13 protein-coding genes are annotated in these 16,858 nt (G+C 51.4%); all 13 read right to left on the reverse strand.

From position 1 onward, the window contains the following. Window positions 1-96 precede the first annotated feature (96 nt). On the reverse strand, window positions 97-918 hold the full coding sequence (locus A7975_RS21350) for an alpha/beta hydrolase (protein ID WP_053372674.1): 822 nt from the start codon (window positions 916-918) through the stop codon (window positions 97-99). 402 nt (window positions 919-1,320) lie between these two features. Next, window positions 1,321-2,724 (reverse strand): sensor histidine kinase, encoded by a 1,404-nt coding sequence (locus tag A7975_RS21355; protein WP_176707779.1) that lies wholly within the window; start codon window positions 2,722-2,724, stop codon window positions 1,321-1,323. After that, a complete protein-coding gene (locus tag A7975_RS21360) occupies window positions 2,712-3,560 on the reverse strand; it encodes a response regulator transcription factor (RefSeq protein ID WP_065386480.1) in 849 nt (282 codons plus the stop codon). Before A7975_RS21360 ends, A7975_RS21355 begins: the two co-directional genes overlap by 13 nt. 25 nt (window positions 3,561-3,585) lie before the next feature. After that, window positions 3,586-5,031, reverse strand: a complete 1,446-nt coding sequence (locus A7975_RS21365; RefSeq protein WP_065386481.1) for a VCBS repeat-containing protein — start codon at window positions 5,029-5,031, stop codon at window positions 3,586-3,588. Between the two features lie 30 nt (window positions 5,032-5,061). Further along, a complete protein-coding gene (locus A7975_RS33245) occupies window positions 5,062-6,201 on the reverse strand; it encodes a polysaccharide deacetylase family protein (RefSeq protein ID WP_082198362.1) in 1,140 nt (379 codons plus the stop codon). 257 nt (window positions 6,202-6,458) lie between these two features. Next, complete coding sequence (gene purD, locus A7975_RS21375; RefSeq protein ID WP_065386482.1) at window positions 6,459-7,724, reverse strand: phosphoribosylamine--glycine ligase; 1,266 nt, start codon at window positions 7,722-7,724, stop codon at window positions 6,459-6,461. 103 nt (window positions 7,725-7,827) lie between these two features. Continuing rightward, the gene (gene purH / locus A7975_RS21380) at window positions 7,828-9,375 is read right to left on the reverse strand and encodes a bifunctional phosphoribosylaminoimidazolecarboxamide formyltransferase/IMP cyclohydrolase (protein ID WP_065386483.1); all 1,548 of its coding nucleotides are present in this window, start codon (window positions 9,373-9,375) and stop codon (window positions 7,828-7,830) included. Window positions 9,376-9,416: 41 nt separating this feature from the next. Continuing rightward, window positions 9,417-10,256 (reverse strand): hypothetical protein, encoded by an 840-nt coding sequence (locus tag A7975_RS21385; RefSeq protein WP_065386484.1) that lies wholly within the window; start codon window positions 10,254-10,256, stop codon window positions 9,417-9,419. Window positions 10,257-10,752: 496 nt separating this feature from the next. Continuing rightward, complete coding sequence (gene purN, locus A7975_RS21390) at window positions 10,753-11,364, reverse strand: phosphoribosylglycinamide formyltransferase (RefSeq protein ID WP_053372681.1); 612 nt, start codon at window positions 11,362-11,364, stop codon at window positions 10,753-10,755. Next, complete coding sequence (gene purM, locus A7975_RS21395) at window positions 11,364-12,407, reverse strand: phosphoribosylformylglycinamidine cyclo-ligase (protein WP_053372682.1); 1,044 nt, start codon at window positions 12,405-12,407, stop codon at window positions 11,364-11,366. The genes purN and purM overlap by 1 nt, the downstream gene beginning before the upstream one ends. A gap of 65 nt (window positions 12,408-12,472) precedes the next feature. Next, window positions 12,473-13,954, reverse strand: a complete 1,482-nt coding sequence (gene purF, locus A7975_RS21400) for an amidophosphoribosyltransferase (RefSeq protein WP_053372683.1) — start codon at window positions 13,952-13,954, stop codon at window positions 12,473-12,475. Beyond that, window positions 13,939-16,182 (reverse strand): phosphoribosylformylglycinamidine synthase subunit PurL, encoded by a 2,244-nt coding sequence (gene purL, locus A7975_RS21405; protein ID WP_053372684.1) that lies wholly within the window; start codon window positions 16,180-16,182, stop codon window positions 13,939-13,941. Before purL ends, purF begins: the two co-directional genes overlap by 16 nt. Next, on the reverse strand, window positions 16,160-16,855 hold the full coding sequence (gene purQ / locus A7975_RS21410) for a phosphoribosylformylglycinamidine synthase subunit PurQ (RefSeq protein WP_053372685.1): 696 nt from the start codon (window positions 16,853-16,855) through the stop codon (window positions 16,160-16,162). The genes purL and purQ overlap by 23 nt, the downstream gene beginning before the upstream one ends. Window positions 16,856-16,858 lie beyond the last annotated feature (3 nt).

The following is a 16,858-nucleotide window of genomic DNA, read 5'->3' on the forward strand; positions in this document are numbered from 1 at the left end:
ACAACGGGAAATGTAAACGCCAAACCAAATAAGAAGGAGCAAGCTTTTTTATAGTCCAAAAAGCTCGCTCCTTCCTTATTGCTGTCCTGCACTTGCCTATATACTCCAATGATGCCATTCCTCTTGCTTCTTATCTAGACCGTTCAACCACTCCGAGGTCACGCGTATCGCTTCCTCTTGATGATCGCGTGCCGAATACGTATGGTTCGCTTGAAAAATGATTTCTTTGTCGCATAAGCCGTCGCTGCGGGTCCAAAATACCTTTTGGTAAAGGAAGCTGTAGTCGACTGGAATGAGATCATCGCTCGTTCCGTGTACGAGCAGCACTTCACCGCCAAATCTTGTCGCCGCTTGAAAAGGCTGATGCTGAAGCAGCGACTCGAAGAACACAGGCTGCAGCGTATAACCTTGATAATCAGAACTGCCGGACGTAACTGCAAGGTCATAGCTGCTGCGTCCTACTATGCGTACAATATCATTAAATGGATAAGCTACCGGTGACCATAGCACAAGCCTCTTTGCCCGCTTGTCCTTAACCGCCGTCATTATCGCTACCGCTCCGCCAAGGCTGTGTCCAAGCAATACGATTCGCAGCGGGTCTACGCATTCCATGCTCGCCACATAATCGATCGCCGCTCTGGTCTGGTCTACCATCGAATCAAATCCAAGCGCGCCGTAATCACCGCTGCTCTCGCCGCAGCCGCCGTAATCAAAACGAAGCACGTAAGAGCCTTGCGCTGCAAGAGCACGCGCCGTCTTCACGAACAAACGGTCAACTCCGATACGGGAGCCAACGAATCCATGGCATATAATAATAGCTTGCCTCTTCTCTGACTCGGTTTTGTTTCCGTCAGTTGGGTAATGCAGCGTTGCCGCAAGCTCAAGTCCGTCATGTCGCAGCGTCAAGTGCTTTTCCATCCCGATAACCTCCTGATTGCCTATATATAATAATTCCTACCCGTATACTTTGAATTAACAATAAACCCATAATATCATCACCGCTCTCTGCCTGTCAATCATGCATAGGAAAATAAAACCGATCGCGTGCTAGTCCTCCGTTATTATAGCATAACAGGCCCACGATCATTATTTTACCGCACAAACGGGACATACTATGCACATGAACAGAGCTTATGAAGCAGGCTGCTTCGCAAAACGTTTAGGAGGTTCTCCCATGCCTATGTGGATAGAATGGCTGAAGGAACATTGGCTTTCCTTCCTGCTTATTTTAGGAATTGTTGTCGCTTCTATTTTTGTAATTGCCAACCGGAAATTGCTTTTCTACAAAGAATGACGATTCGGGCGCCCATAGGCTGAGGATTACTCCTCATGCATAATCGGCACTCGAATCGTCACAATCGTTCCGGCTCCACGCTCGCTGTCTATCGTAAGCTGGCCGCCGTGGAGCTCTATAATTTCTTTGCATATCGCGAGGCCCAGCCCCGAACCGCCTTGTCCCGTGTTTGCCTTATAAAACTTTTCCGTCACATGCGGCAAATCCTCCGCTTCGATCCCGCAGCCGGTATCGGCTACGGTGAGCATCGCGTTCTCCTGTTCGATCGTAGTGGCAACTCTTATCGTCCCTCCCGCAGGCGTAAACTTGAGCGCATTATCGATCAAGTTGATGATGACCTGCTTAAGACGGTTCGCATCGCCTCGCACAACGATCGGGCTTTTCCCGTAATTGGCCAGTATGCGCACACGCGTATGCTCCTCACGCACACCCAGCTGATTCACCGTCTCCTTGACCGGACTATTGAAATCCAGTACTTCCCTGTGCAGCTCCATCGTTCGCGCAGACAGCTTTGAGAAATCGAGCAAATCCTCAACAAGCCCCGATAACCGCTCCGTTTCTTTGCTAATAATCGAGAGGCCTAGCTTTACTTCCTCATCATCCTCGGTAGGCTCGCTTTCCTTCAGCGTTTCACTCCACCCTTTTATCGAGGTTAGAGGGGTCCGCAGCTCATGTGAGATAGAAGATATGAAATCGTCCTTAAGCTTCTCCCGCTTGCTAAGCTCCATCACCATCACGTTAAACGTTTCCGCCAGCTGACCGATTTCGTCATCATTGCGCTGCATCGCGCGCCGCGTCCAGTCTCCTTCCGCCATATAGCGCGCAGCCCGCGTCAGCTCCCGAATCGGCTTCACGATGCGCTGCGCAAGAAATAAGCTTAACCCAAGAAACAGCAGCACGACTCCGACACCAACTGCCGCAGCCATTCGGATGAGCAGGCTGACCATCGCATCAACTTGATTCAGCGAAGCCGAGTAACGGAGCATCGATACGACTCTCGTTTCATTCCAGAGCGGTATCGTTACCGACATGACGCGCTCGCCGTAGTACGGATCAACGCCGCGCCAGCTGCCGGTTTTCCCCGCAATAGCCGCCTTCACGTCAGCAGTCGTATAATGGATATCCGGCGCGAAGCCATCCGAATCAATTCGAATTTGTCCGGTGCTGTCGAGCAGTTGCAGCCTCGTGCTGCTCTCCACCATGTATTGCAGCATATAATCGCCTTGATCCTTTACCGTGAGCGAGGAAAGTGACCGGCTGTGCAGCCTTAGCGCCGATTCCGCTCTTTGCTTGACTGAGCTCTGCGCGCTTCCATAATAATAATTCCACATCAAAGCCGCGAATACGCCGCCAAGCACGCTGACGACTAGCACGATGAGCAGCAAATAGCTCCACACCATTCTCGTTTGCACGCTTTTCATTCGCTGCATCCCCGCTTCCACCGATAGCCATATCCCCATACGGTTTCGATAAAGGCCGGATCAGAAGGGTTTTTCTCTATCTTTTGTCGGATCCTCCGAATGTTCACGTCAACTACCTTGAGATCGCCAACGTAATACCGGCCCCATACCTCTGTTAAAATGTGATCGCGGCTTACGCTCTCGCCTACGCGCTCCATTAACAGTCTGACAAGCGTCCATTCCGTCGGCGTCAAAATAATTTCCTTCTCCAGCTTCCAAAGCTTGCGCTCTGCAACAGATAATCGAAACGGCTCCACCCGCAGCTCCTGATGGAAGCTTACATATGGAGCTTGCATCTGCTGCATCGATGTTGGCGCCTGCGCATAGGGAGCGGCTTCAGGTACAGCCTTAAGTGCCGCGTTAGCCTCGGCAGCTCCCTCCGTTGCTGCCGCAATCCCTTCTTCTGCGGCTACAGCCTCCTGCTCCGGCTCAGCAGCATCCGGCTTCATGCGCCGGTAAAGGGATTTAATGCGCGCGATGAGCTCGCCAGGGCTAAACGGCTTTTGTACATAATCGTCCGCACCTAGCTCCAGCCCATGAATTTTATCTTCCTCCTGCGACTTCGCCGTGAGCATAATGATCCCCATGCGCGGGTAGCGCGAGCGAAGCTGCTCGCATACCTCGAAGCCGCTGATCGTAGGCAGCATCACATCAAGAAGCGCGATATCGATAGGGCCCTCCGAAGCGGCAAGCGCTAGCGCCTCTTCTCCCGTTTCAGCTTCAATGACCTCCATGTCGTTACGCTTCAGATTAATACGGACAAAGCCGCGGATGGACTCCTCGTCCTCCAACAATAATATTCGCATAGCTTAGAGCACCCGCTTTTCTCACTTAATCGTTACGAATCGTTAAAGAAGAAGCGAACTCTGCTTCCACCCCAGCCATCTCGCTGAACGCTTGCCGCTCCGCTTCAGGCCAGCCAAGCGGCGCCTCCTTTACGAACGAAACCGCGAACACGTTGCCGCTGTCGGTCAGAAGCTGGCGGTATGGCTTGGCGCTTTGCTTCCATACGGACTCGACGTTTTCCCAATCTTTCTGCGGAACGGCATATAAAGTAGCCATTTTGGCCGTAACATTTGATTTCTCATTCCAATAATCGATCGCCACGAAGGCGTACTGCTCATCCGAGCTGTGCAGCGTATAGCGCCCCATCCATTGCTCGGGTATAAGCAGCTGCATGCCGTATCTATAGTCGGTGAATTCTTCTCTTATTTTAACAAAATTATCTTTGCCATCCCATTGCACCCAATCATTCAACCATTTGGATTCGGAATAAGGAACGTTCTCATATCCCGGAGCCTCTTTGGTCAATTGCAGCTCCAAAATCCCATCGCCGTTAATATCCTCGCTCATCGTAGGCGTACCGCTAAAGCTCTCATATTCCGTGTCAAAGTTCGGATAGACGAGCCGCAGCTTGTTTCTCTCCCACACGTACATGGCGGTGTAAGTAGCATGAGCACCCGTCGACGCCTCCAAAATAATCCCTCGATGCCTTTGCGAGATTTTTCCTATGAGCAGACGCTCGTAGTTATTTACTCCGTCATACAGCTTTTCCGTGTAAATTTCCCGCATGCCGCCATTTATCCAATTGTAGATCGTTAAATGGTATTCTGGCAGCGCCATTTCCTGATTGGTCCCGATCTCAGAAATGATAGCCAGCTCAAGCTGTCCGTCCTCATTCATATCGCCCGTATCCCCGTAGGAATAGGAAAAGGTTTCTACCGGCTTCAGCATCAGCTTGCCTGCCTCGTTCCGTACCGGCGCTGTAGCAAACGAGTAGATTTCGAGCACATTGGGACTGTCGAATGCCCCAATCCAACCGATCATAATTTCCATATCGCCATCTTTATCGAGATCCTCAATTTTCAGCCAATCGATCATTCTAGCAAGCGGCTGCTGCACGAGCACCCATGGCTTCCATGCGGCTTTTGTATATTTAAACACCATAAGCTCAGGTGAACTGTATTCATTGTAATAAGAAACTACGGCCTCTTTCACGCCGTCTCCATCCACGTCTATCAGACGTATCGCTTCCATATGCTCCTCTCTAAGAGGAAGGGTAAGCTTGCTGTAAACAGGCAGATTTTTTTCGATTGCTTGCACAATCGCCTGCTTTTCTGGCGAAATGGCTGGCTTTTGCAGTAGGTCCGCAGGCGCAGCTGTATAACGGCAGCCAGTTGCCAAGAATAGGAGTGGGATAACGCCGCTGAGCAGAACGCTCCATCGTATTATTTTTCCACGCCTACGCCTGGCATTTGTATAACTTGCGTCATCCAACTTTACAGCCTCCTCGTACATGTACCGGTGTTAAGCAATAATTTGATCGACAGTAACCAGCGTATACCCTTTTTTCACCAAATCATCAATAACGTCTGGTAAAGCTTGTACCGTGTTTTTAATATGCTTGCCTCCAAAAGAATGCATTAATATTATACCACCGGGCTTCGCCTCGTTCTTAATCATTTTGCGGATATCGGCTGACGATGTGCCTGCCCAATCACGCGTATCGATGTTCCAACCGACTAGATCACGATTATTCGACTTCAATAATACTTTAAGCGTATCCGATACAGCGCCGTACGGAGCGCGGAACAAAATGGGCGTAAAGCCGATCGCTTTTTTGATTGCGGAATCCGCTGTTTTGACTTCCTCGATAATTTGCTGCTTATTTAACTTCGATAAATCTTTATGATGATAAGTATGATTGCCAACCGCATGCCCTTCGTCCACGATGCGCTGAAGCACCTCTGGATTTTTACTTACTTGTTGACCGACTACAAAAAAGGTAGCTTTTACTCCTTTTTCCTTCAGGATATCCAAAATCTCGGTCGTATAACGCTTATCCGGCCCATCATCAAACGTGAGCGCGATTAGCTTCTCTTCCTTGCCCGGCTTCGTACCGGTTAAAATCTGATCAGGCTTGTCCAGCTTATCCTCGGCCGGCTTGCCTGGCTTCCCTGCTGGCGCATCCGGTTTGCCTGTTGCTGGCGCATCCGGTTTATCCGTTGCTGATGCATCCGGTTTATCCGTTGCTGGCGCATCCGGTTTATCCGTTGCTGGCGCATCCGGCTTGTCCGTTGCTGATGCATCCGGCTTGTCCGTTGGCTGCGTATCCGGTTTATCCGTTGCTGGCGCATCCGGCTTGTCCGTTGGCGGAGTTGTTTCTTTGCCTCCGGTTGGCTTGCCTTCAATATTGCCATGGATAATGCCGCCGTCTTCGGTTCCGCCATTGCCTACGATCACGACATCACCTGCTCCGTCTGTCCCGCCTGCTGTCTGCGGTCCCTTCTCCACGTTCCCTGCGTCTACAACTGGTGCCTTATCGCCTGACAACAATGATGCCAAACTGAAAGACTGACTAGCCGAACAGCCGCTGATCCATACCATAACGACAGCCATAACGACCCCTACAAAAATGTGACGACGATGCCTTTTTGCTTTTGCCATTCCACTCACCTACTATTCCTCGCTGATAGCATAATTGTAACTCTACTGATGATTGATAGAGTTACAAATAAGTAACACCTTTCGAGTGCATTTGACACATTAGTCGTGAAAATAAAACAAAAAAAGCCAGCCAGATACGTCTGGCTGACTCATTTAAGCGATAGGCCCATCCATCACGGCGCTCGAAGCGCCATTGGATGGATTTGCCGCTCTATTAGCTAGGAAATATTTAGAAGCAAGCTAAGCTTGCTCCCCGCTTAAATAAGCGCTTTAGCTGCAATGTCCGTACGGTTTTGCTTGCCTTCAAAGTCAATGACGCTGACGGCTTCGTATGCGCGAGCACGCGCTTCCGCGATATCGCGTCCGCGGCCGACAATGCCAAGCACGCGTCCGCCGTTTGTAACGAACTGCCCGTCCTTCTCGGCAGTGCCTGCGTGGAAAATAAGCGCGCCCTGCGCCTCTGCTTCAGCAAGTCCTGTAATGACTCTGCCCTTCGGATAGGAAGCAGGGTAGCCTTCCGATGCCACAACGACGCAGACTGCTGCTTCGTCGCTCCACTGGATGTCAAGCTGGTCCAGATTGCCATTCAATGATGCAAGCACGATGTCAACCAAATCCGTTTCCAAACGAGGCAATACGACCTGCGTTTCCGGATCGCCCATGCGCGCATTAAACTCGATTGTTTTTGGGCCGTCTTTTGTAATCATAAGGCCTGCGAACAGAACGCCCCGGAAAGGCCGGCCTTCACTGACCATCGCTTTTGCAGTAGGAATAATGATATTTTGAATCGACTCGTCGATAATCGCTTGATCGATATGCGGCAGCGGCGTATAGGTGCCCATTCCGCCTGTATTCGGACCTTTATCGCCGTCAAAAATCGGCTTGTGGTCCTGTGCGGGAACCATTGCACGAACCGTCTCTCCATCAACGAAAGCCAGAATCGACATTTCTTGTCCGACTAGGCATTCCTCGATTACGATTTGGCTGCCCGCTTGGCCGAACACTTTATCAACCATCATTTCGCGCAGCGCCTGCTCCGCTTCCTCAAGCGTAGCTGCAACCGTAACCCCTTTGCCCGCTGCCAAGCCGTCTGCTTTAATCACGATCGGAGCAGATTGCTCGCGCAGGTATGCGGAAGCTGTCTCGTAATCGTTGAACGTTTCGTATTTCGCCGTTGGGATATCGTATTTCTTCAACAAATTTTTCATGAAAATTTTGCTGCCCTCGATTTCCGCTGCGTTTTTGCGAGGGCCGTATGCCTGAATGCCGGCAGCCTCAAACGCATCCACGATGCCATCCGCAAGCGGATCATCCGGACCTACAAACACAAGATCAATCGCCGTATCCTTGGCAAATCCAATTAGCTCATCGAACTGATTGACTGCAATCGGCACGCAATCAGCAAGCTGCGCTATGCCGGCATTCCCCGGCGCGCAATATATTTCGTCTACCTTTTCGCTTTTCTTAAGCGCCCATACGATCGCATGCTCGCGTCCGCCGCCGCCTACTACCAAAATACGCATTTCGCTTAACCCCCTATATGACTATTTGAAACGGCTGCAGCCGCCGCCTTCGCCAGCTTACTGTCGTTAACGTACGGCTGCTTTTAATTAGCTTCTCTCGAATCTAGTGCTTGAAGTGGCGTACGCTTGTGAACACCATTGCGATGTTGTTTGCATTCGCCGCAGCGATAGACTCTTCGTCCTTAATGGAGCCGCCTGGTTGGATGATCGCCGTAATGCCTGCTTTTGCCGCAAGCTCTACCGTATCGCCCATTGGGAAAAACGCATCCGAAGCAAGCGCTGCGCCTTTTGCTGCTTCACCCGCTTGCTCAATCGCAATGCGAGCTGCGCCTACGCGGTTCATCTGGCCAGCGCCAACGCCGATCGTCATGTCATCCTTCGCAAGCAAAATCGCATTGGATTTCACGTGCTTAACGACTTTCCAGCCGAATAGAAGCTGCTTGAGCTCTTCCGCAGTCGGCTTGCGGTCTGTTACAAATTGCAGATCCGCTTCCGTCACGCTGTGAACGTCGCTCTCTTGAACAAGCATGCCGCCGTCAACCGATGTCACAAGCCATTCCGGCTTGCGCTCGCCAGCTGCGGACAGCTCGCCAAGCTTGAGCAAACGGATGTTTTTCTTCTTCGTCAAAATATCAAGCGCCTCAGGCGTGAAGTCCGGTGCAATGATAATTTCGAGGAAAATGCCGCCAAGCAGCTCAGCCGTATCAGCGCCAATCGTACGGTTAGCCGCAACGATGCCGCCGAAGATCGAGGTTGGGTCCGCTGCATATGCTTTTTGGTAAGCCTCGTGAATCGTTGCTCCGATACCTACGCCGCATGGGTTCATATGTTTAACGGCTACAACCGCTGGCTCGTCAAATTCTTTGAGAATCGCGAGCGAAGCGTTGGCGTCGCTGATGTTGTTGTAGGAAAGCTCTTTGCCGTGAAGCTGCTCAGCCGTTGTTACGTTGCCTGCTGCAGCAAGCGGCTTGCTGTAGAAAGCAGCCTTCTGATGCGGGTTCTCGCCGTAACGAAGATCCTGTACTTTCTCGTAAGTCACGGTGTAAGTCTCAGGAAGCGGCTCGCCCATTTGCTTGGAGAGGTAGTCCGAGATTAGGGAATCGTAAGCAGCCGTGTGGCGGAATACTTTGGCAGCCAGACGTTTGCGCGTTTCAAGAGTCGTGTCGCCCTGTGCTTTCACTTCTTCAAGAATCGTGCCGTAGTCGCCGGCGTCAACAACAACCGTTACGAACGCGTGGTTCTTGGCAGCGGAGCGCAGCATCGTAGGTCCGCCGATATCGATGTTCTCGATCGCGTCCTCGTACGATACGTCTGGCTTCGCGATCGTTTCTTTAAACGGATAAAGGTTAACGATAACGAGGTCGATGTAGTCGAGGCCAAGCTCCTTCATCGCCTTTTGATGCTCTTCATCATCACGAACGGCAAGCAGTCCGCTATGAACGGCCGGGTGAAGCGTCTTGACGCGTCCATCCAGAATTTCAGGAAAACCCGTCACATCGGAAATACCGATAACCGGAACGCCTTCCTTTTGAAGCAGGCTGAACGTACCGCCCGTCGAAATAATTTGCACACCTTGATTTGCTAACTCTCTGGAAAATTCCACGATTCCCGACTTATCGGAAACACTAATTAACGCTCTACGAATAGCCACGCAAATACCTCCTCATCTATTTGACCAAACCAATGCTTTTCTCAAAAGAAAACCTTCCGACCGTCCGTTACATTCGCTCGAATGGGCTCATTTCCACCGCGACGGGTGGGAATAGGCCTAGTTTCTAGACTTATTTCGCTCAAACGAGCCGAAGTTTGGGAAATAGAGCTAATTTCTAGCTCTATTCCTCCAGCGAACCGCCAAATGTGCTCATTTCCGCGGTCGGAGTTGGAAATAAGGCTAGTTTCTAGACTTATTTCGCTCAAATGAGCCGAAATCCGTGAAATAGAGCTAATTTCTAGCTCTATTCCTCCAGCGAACCGCCAAATGTGCTCGTCTCCACCATCAAAGCTGGAAATAAGGCTAGTTTCTAGACTTATTTCGCTCAAATGAGCCGAAATCCGTGAAATAGAGCTAATTTCTAGCTCTATTCCTCCAGCGAACCGCCAAATGTGCTCGTCTCCACCATCAAAGCTGGAAATAAGGCTAGTTTCTAGACTTATTTCGCTCAAATGAGCCGAAATCCGTGAAATAGAGCTAATTTCTAGCTCTATTCCTCCAGCGAACCGCCAAATGTGCTCGTCTCCACCATCAAAGCTGGAAATAAGGCTAGTTTCTAGACTTATTTCGCTCAAATGAGCCGAAATCCGTGAAATAGAGCTAATTTCTAGCTCTATTCCTCCAGCGAACCGCCAAATGTGCTCGTCTCCACCATCAAAGCTGGAAATAAGGCTAGTTTCTAGACTTATTTCGCTCAAATGAGCCGAAATCCGTGAAATAGAGCTAATTTCTAGCTCTATTCCTCCAGCGAACCGCCAAATGTGCTCGTCTCCACCATCAAAGCTGGAAATAAGGCTAGTTTCTAGACTTATTTCGCTCAAATGAGCCGAAATCCGTGAAATAGAGCTAATTTCTAGCTCTATTCCTCCAGCGAACCGCCAAATGTGCTCATTTCCGCAGTCGGAGTTGGAATAAGGCTAGTTTCTAGACTTATTTCGCTCAAATGAGCCGAAATCCGTGAAATAGAGCTAATTTCTAGCTCTATTCCTCCAGCGAGTCACCAAATGTGCTCGTTTCCACCATCAAAGCTGGAAATAAGGCTAGTTTCTAGACTTATTTCGCTCATTCGGGCCAGAAAGTGTGAAATAGAGCTACTTTCCAGCTCTATTCCTCCAGCGAACCGCTAAATGTGCTCATCCTAGCCGCCATAGCTGAAAATACGTCTAGTTTCTAGACTTTTTCCCCTCAAACGATCCGAAATCCGTGAAATAGAGCTTTTCCTAGCTCTATCCCTCCAGCGAACCGCTAAATGTGCTCATTTCCGCAGTCGTAGCTGGACATAGGCTAGTTTCTAGCTCTATCCCACACAACAGCCGCCTAGCGGCTCACGGTCACGTGGCGCCCGTTCAGTGATACGCGGCCCTGCGCGATCTGCTGAATAACCGCCGGCAGCAGCGCTTGCTCGGCTGCATGAATGCGTTCGGCGAGCGAGTCTTCCGTATCCTCGTCCGCCACTTCGACTGCGCGCTGCGCGATGATCGGCCCGCTGTCCATGCCGCCGTCCACGTAGTGGACGGTGACGCCAGTCAGCTTGACGCCGTACGCCAGCGCCTGCCCGATCCCGTTCACGCCGGGAAAAGCCGGCAGCAATGCCGGATGAATGTTAATCATCCGGCCGTAGAACGGCTCAACAAGCACGGACGTGATAATGCGCATATAACCCGCAAGCACGATCAGCTCCACGCCGCGGCGCTGAAGCTCGGCGATAATTTCCGTCTCATAAGCCTCGCGAGACGGATACTCCTTCGGCGTGAACAGGAACGTGTCCACGCCAGCCTTCCGTGCGCGCTCCACAACGGGAGCGGCAGGCTTGTCACAAACAAGAAGCTCGATGGTTACATCGAGCTTCCCCTCCTGCACCGCATCTACAATCGCTTGGAAGTTCGTACCTTGTCCCGAAGCGAATACAGCGATGCGAAGTGTTCCCATTATACGTCCGCTCCCGTAAACGTCACGATGCGGCTTCCTTCCGTAACCGTTCCGATACGGTAAGCCTGCTCACCAAGCTCAGCTGCAATGCGAAGAGCTTCATTTGCTTGATCAGCCGGTACAACAACAACTAGACCAATACCCATATTAAAAGTCGTGAACATATCACGATTCGTAATGCCGCCTTTATTTTGCATCAAATCGAAGATCGGCAAAATCGGCCAAGAGCCGTATTCCACGTCAACGTTCACGCCGTCAGGCAGAACCCGCGGAATGTTCTCGATAAAGCCGCCGCCCGTAATATGCGCCATGCCTTTCACTTCTACTTGCTCAACCAGCTTAAGCGCCGATTTCACGTAGATGCGAGTTGGTTCGATCAGCACGTCGCCAAGCTTCGCGCCGCCAAGCTCTTCCAGCTCTTGATCAAGCGAGTAGCCAGCGTCTTCGAGCAGCAAACGACGAACAAGCGAGAAGCCGTTGCTGTGAATGCCGCTTGATGCGAAACCGATAACAGCGTCGCCCGCTGCAATTGTGGAGCCGTCGATCATTTTTTTCTTATCCACAATACCGACCGTAAAGCCGGCGATATCGTATTCTCCGCCTTGGTACATGCCCGGCATTTCAGCCGTCTCGCCGCCGATCAAGGAACAGCCTGCTTGCACGCAGCCTTCCGCGATACCTTTGACAATGGCTTCGATCTTCTCAGGAACAACCTTGTCGCATGCCAAGTAATCAAGGAAGAACAACGGCTCCGCGCCTTGTACGATAATATCGTTCACGCACATAGCAACGGCATCAATGCCGATCGTGTCATGCTTGTCCATTGCAAAAGCAAGCTTCAGCTTCGTTCCGACGCCATCCGTTCCAGACACGAGCACAGGCTCATCGTACTTGTCCTTGTTCAGGCTGAACAGACCGCCAAAGCCGCCAAGCTCTGCCAGCACCTCTGGACGATAAGTCCGCTTTACGTGCTTCTTCATCCGTTCAACCGCTTCGTTGCCTGCCGCGATATCGACGCCGGCTTTTTTGTACGCTTCTGACACTCTCGGTCAACTCCTTAACTAATTTAAGAGCAGCATTCGCTCCATAGGGTTAATCATTTATGCTATTAACAGCTGCAGCTTTTGTCCGATTCTTCGTTAACCGGCGTAGGATAGTCGTTATCGAAGCAAGCTAGACACATGCCGCGATTATACGCTCCGTCATTGCCGCCAACCGATTCAACAAAACCTTGATCGCTTAAAAAGGATAAGGAATCCGCGTTGATTTGTTTCCGGATTTCTTCAACCGTACGGGAAGAAGCGATAAGCTCCTTGCGGTCCGGAGTATCAATGCCGTAATAACAAGGGTTTTTGAAAGGAGGCGATGTAATCCGAACATGCACCTCTGTCGCTCCCGCCTCGCGAAGCAAGTTCACGATACGAAGCGATGTCGTGCCGCGCACGATTGAATCGTCAATCATCACGACGCGTTTTCCTTCCACTACTTTACGAACGGCTGACAGCTTCATTTTGACGCCTTTCTCGCGAAGCTCTTGAGAAGGCTGGATGAACGTCCGGCCGGTATATTTGTTTTTGATCAAACCGAGCTCGTATGGAATCCCCGTTTGCTCTGCATAGCCAATCGCTGCGGAAATACTCGAATCGGGAACACCCGTTACGATATCCGCATCCACGAACGACTCCGTAGCAAGCTGGCGTCCCATCCGTTTGCGCGCCGAGTGAATGTTAATGCCATTGATATCACTGTCCGGGCGGGCAAAATAAATATACTCCATCGCGCAGGTCGCGCGGCGGTCAACCTTCGCATAACGATCCTCGCGCATGCCGTTTGCGTCCAAAATTAGCAATTCACCCGGCTGAACATCACGCTCATACACGGCGCCAATCGTCTCAAACGCGCATGATTCCGACGAGAATACGTAACCGTCGCCAATGCGGCCCATTACTAGCGGACGCAAGCCATGCGGATCAGACGCAACAAGCAGCTTGTCATTGGTCATAATAAGGAATGCAAATCCGCCGACAATGCGCTGCAAAGCTTCCTTCGCAGCCGTCTCGAAATCCTTCGACGAGCGTGCGATGAGATGCGCGATAACTTCCGTGTCGCTAGACGTTTGGAAGATCGAGCCCGACATCTCCAGCTCATGGCGAATTTCCGGCGCGTTCACGATATTACCGTTCGTAGCAACCGCAAGGTCACCGTCCCGATAGCGGAAAATAAGCGGCTGCGCGTTGGCAAGCTTGCTCTCTCCTGCTGTCGAGTAACGGACGTGACCGATGGAGCGGTCGCCGGCAAGCATATCCAGCTTTTCTTTATCGAAAACTTCTTTTACAAGGCCCATGCCGCGGTGATAGGCGAACTTGTTGCCGTTGCTTGTATCAACGGTACAAATCCCTGCGCTTTCCTCGCCGCGGTGCTGCAAGGCATGAAGTCCGTAATAAGAGAGGTTGGACGCCTCGGGGAGGTTAAATACCCCGAACACGCCGCACTCCTCACGCAATTTATCAAAAATATCGTCGCGGCCAATGCCTTCGTTATAGTGATCTCCTGTCCACAGCAAAGGCTCCTGTCTTATTTCATCAGACATGGAATCGCATCCTTCCAGACCTTCTCCAGTTGTTGTACCGGCGCCTGAATACCGGCTTTTCCGTTTACGCTTATGGTCAGGCTGCTGCCTTTAACGTTACCGATTTGTGCATGTACAACGCCTTGCTCAGTAAGCAGGGCTTGCAACGCCGCCGCTTGCTCCGGTTTAGCCGACAGCAAGATACGGGATTGCGATTCGCTGAACAGCAAGTGATCTGCGCGAAGCTCGGATGACAATGCCACTTCCGCGCCAAGGCGTCCGCTGATGCATGATTCTGCAACAGCAACCGCGATACCGCCTTCGGACAAGTCATGCGCCGATGCGACAAGACCTTTTTGAATAGCGCCAAGCACGGCATCCAAAACCTTTTTCTCCGTCGCAAGATCAATTTCGGGAGGACGGCCGGCAGCAGCGCCTTGCAATACGTATTGCAGCTCGCTTCCGCCTAGCTCCGCTTTCGTCTCGCCAACGAGAATAATAACGTCGCCTTCCGCTTTGAAGCCTTGCGTCGTAATGTGATCGATGTCATGTACGAGACCAACCATGCCGATTACAGGTGTTGGGTAGATCGCGCCTTTTGCGTTCTCGTTGTACAAGCTTACGTTACCGCCGATTACCGGCGTGTTAAGCACGACACAAGCCTCAGACATGCCGTCTGCGGATTTTTCAAGCTGCCAGAACACTTCCGGCTTCTCAGGGTTACCGAAGTTCAGGTTGTCTGTTACGGCAAGCGGCTCAGCGCCGGAGCACACAATGTTACGCGCTGCTTCAGCTACTGCAATTCGTCCGCCTACTTCTGGATCTAGATATACGTAACGTCCGTTACAGTCCGTTGTCATTGCAAGCGCCTTGCGCGTGCCGCGAATCGTCACGACTGCCGCATCGGAGCCTGGTTGAACAGCTGTCGATGTACGAACCATGTAGTCATATTGATTGTAAACCCACTCTTTGCTAGCAACGGTAGGGGAAGCTAAAACCTTCTCCAGCGCGCCAGTCAGGTCAGTTACTTCTTCATAAGCCGCTGTGTCTACTGCAGCATTTTCGCCGTAGTAAGCTGGCTCTTTGGATGGTTTGTCGTATACAGGGCACTCGTCAACGAGCGCTTTAACCGGCATATCGGCAACCTCTTGGCCTTGGTGGAACAAGCGGAGACGTCCGTCATCCGTTACTTTACCTACTTTGGCGCAAATAATGCCCCAACGGTCAAAAATTTCTTTCGCTTGCGCTTCATGCTGCGGCTCTACGACGAAGAGCATGCGCTCTTGCGACTCGGAAAGCATCATTTCATAAGGCGTCATGCCTGTTTCGCGCTGCGGCACCTCGTCAAGGTACAACTCCAAGCCGTTACCTGCTTTGGAAGCCATCTCTGCGCTGGAGCAAGTAAGTCCCGCTGCTCCCATATCTTGAATGCCGAGTACGATACCAGAATCGATTAGTTCAAGCGTCGCTTCCATAACCAGCTTCTCCATGAATGGATCGCCGACTTGTACCGCCGTACGCTTCTCTTCGGATTCCTCGGAAAGCTCAACAGAGGCGAACGTAGCGCCGTGAATACCGTCGCGGCCCGTTGCAGGACCTACGTAGAATACCGGGTTGCCTACCCCTTTAGCCACACCGCGCTGAATTTTATCATGATCGATTAGGCCCACGCACATGGCGTTAACGAGCGGGTTGCCCTCGTAGCTCTCATCGAACATTACTTCACCTGCAACGGTAGGAATACCGATACAGTTGCCGTAGCCGGCAATACCGCTAACGACATGCTCGAACAAATACTTAACGCGTTCATTTTCCAGGTTGCCGAAACGCAAGCTGTTCAGCAAAGCGATCGGACGAGCGCCCATGGAGAAAATATCGCGGATAATGCCGCCAACGCCCGTTGCAGCGCCTTGGTAAGGCTCAACCGCCGATGGATGGTTATGCGATTCGATTTTGAATACAACCGCTTGGTTGTCGCCGATATCCACAATACCCGCGCCTTCGCCCGGTCCCATAAGAACGCGAGGCCCGGTAATCGGGAATTTTTTCAAAATCGGCTTGGAGTTTTTGTAAGAGCAGTGCTCTGACCACATAACGCTGAATACGCCGATCTCCGTGTAGTTAGGTTTACGGCCAAGAAATCCGCAAATCAGATCAAACTCATAATCGGATACGCCAAACTGGCTGTAAATCTTTTGCTCGGCAATTTGCTCCGCTGTCGGTTCTTTAGCTGTTAACTGCTGCGCCATGTTGTTCCCTCCATGCATTCAAAATCGATGTAAACATCCGTTTGCCGTCTTCCGAGCCGAGCAATTGATCGATTGCGCGCTCTGGATGCGGCATCATACCTACTACGTTGCCTGCTTTGTTGCTGATGCCCGCAATGTTCTCAACCGAACCGTTAGGGTTCGTGTCGCCCGCATAGCGGAAAATGATTTGGTCGTTCGCTTTGAGCTCAGCTAGCGTTGCGTCGTCGCAATAGTAGTTGCCCTCGCCGTGAGCGATAGGAATATTTATAATTTCGCCTTGCGAATATTGGTTTGTAAAAGGAGTGCTGCTGTTCACTACTTCAAGCGGCGATTGATGACATCGGAACTTTAGTCCATTGTTGCGGATCAATGCGCCAGGCAGAAGGCCAGCCTCGGTCAAAATTTGGAACCCATTGCAAATGCCCAGGATATACTTGCCTGCTTCAGCCGCTTTTTTCACTTCGCCCATCACGCTTGCGAATTGTGCGATTGCGCCGCAGCGCAGGTAGTCGCCGTAAGAGAAGCCGCCCGGCACTAGAATTGCATCATAAGCGGACAAATCCGTAGCTGTGTGCCATACGTAATCAACCGACTGGCCGATGGTGTCCTCGACTGCTTTGTAGCAATCGATGTCACAGTTGGAGCCAGGAAATACGAGTACCGCAAACTTCATCGC

Source organism: Bacillus sp. FJAT-26390, assembly GCF_001682865.1.
Taxonomy (GTDB): Bacteria; Bacillota; Bacilli; order Paenibacillales; family Paenibacillaceae; genus Pristimantibacillus.

Bases quoted from the DNA above. Each gene is read 5' to 3' on its own strand.
- A7975_RS21350 (WP_053372674.1), bottom strand. From the start codon at position 918: ATGGAAAAGCACTTGACGCTGCGACATGACGGACTTGAGCTTGCGGCA.
- A7975_RS21355 (WP_176707779.1), bottom strand. From the start codon at position 2,724: ATGCAGCGAATGAAAAGCGTGCAAACGAGAATGGTGTGGAGCTATTTG.
- A7975_RS21360 (WP_065386480.1), bottom strand. From the start codon at position 3,560: ATGCGAATATTATTGTTGGAGGACGAGGAGTCCATCCGCGGCTTTGTC.
- A7975_RS33245 (WP_082198362.1), bottom strand. From the start codon at position 6,201: ATGGCAAAAGCAAAAAGGCATCGTCGTCACATTTTTGTAGGGGTCGTT.
- purD (WP_065386482.1), bottom strand. From the start codon at position 7,724: ATGCGTATTTTGGTAGTAGGCGGCGGCGGACGCGAGCATGCGATCGTA.
- purN (WP_053372681.1), bottom strand. From the start codon at position 11,364: ATGGGAACACTTCGCATCGCTGTATTCGCTTCGGGACAAGGTACGAAC.
- purF (WP_053372683.1), bottom strand. From the start codon at position 13,954: ATGTCTGATGAAATAAGACAGGAGCCTTTGCTGTGGACAGGAGATCAC.
- purL (WP_053372684.1), bottom strand. From the start codon at position 16,182: ATGGCGCAGCAGTTAACAGCTAAAGAACCGACAGCGGAGCAAATTGCC.
- purQ (WP_053372685.1), bottom strand. From the start codon at position 16,855: ATGAAGTTTGCGGTACTCGTATTTCCTGGCTCCAACTGTGACATCGAT.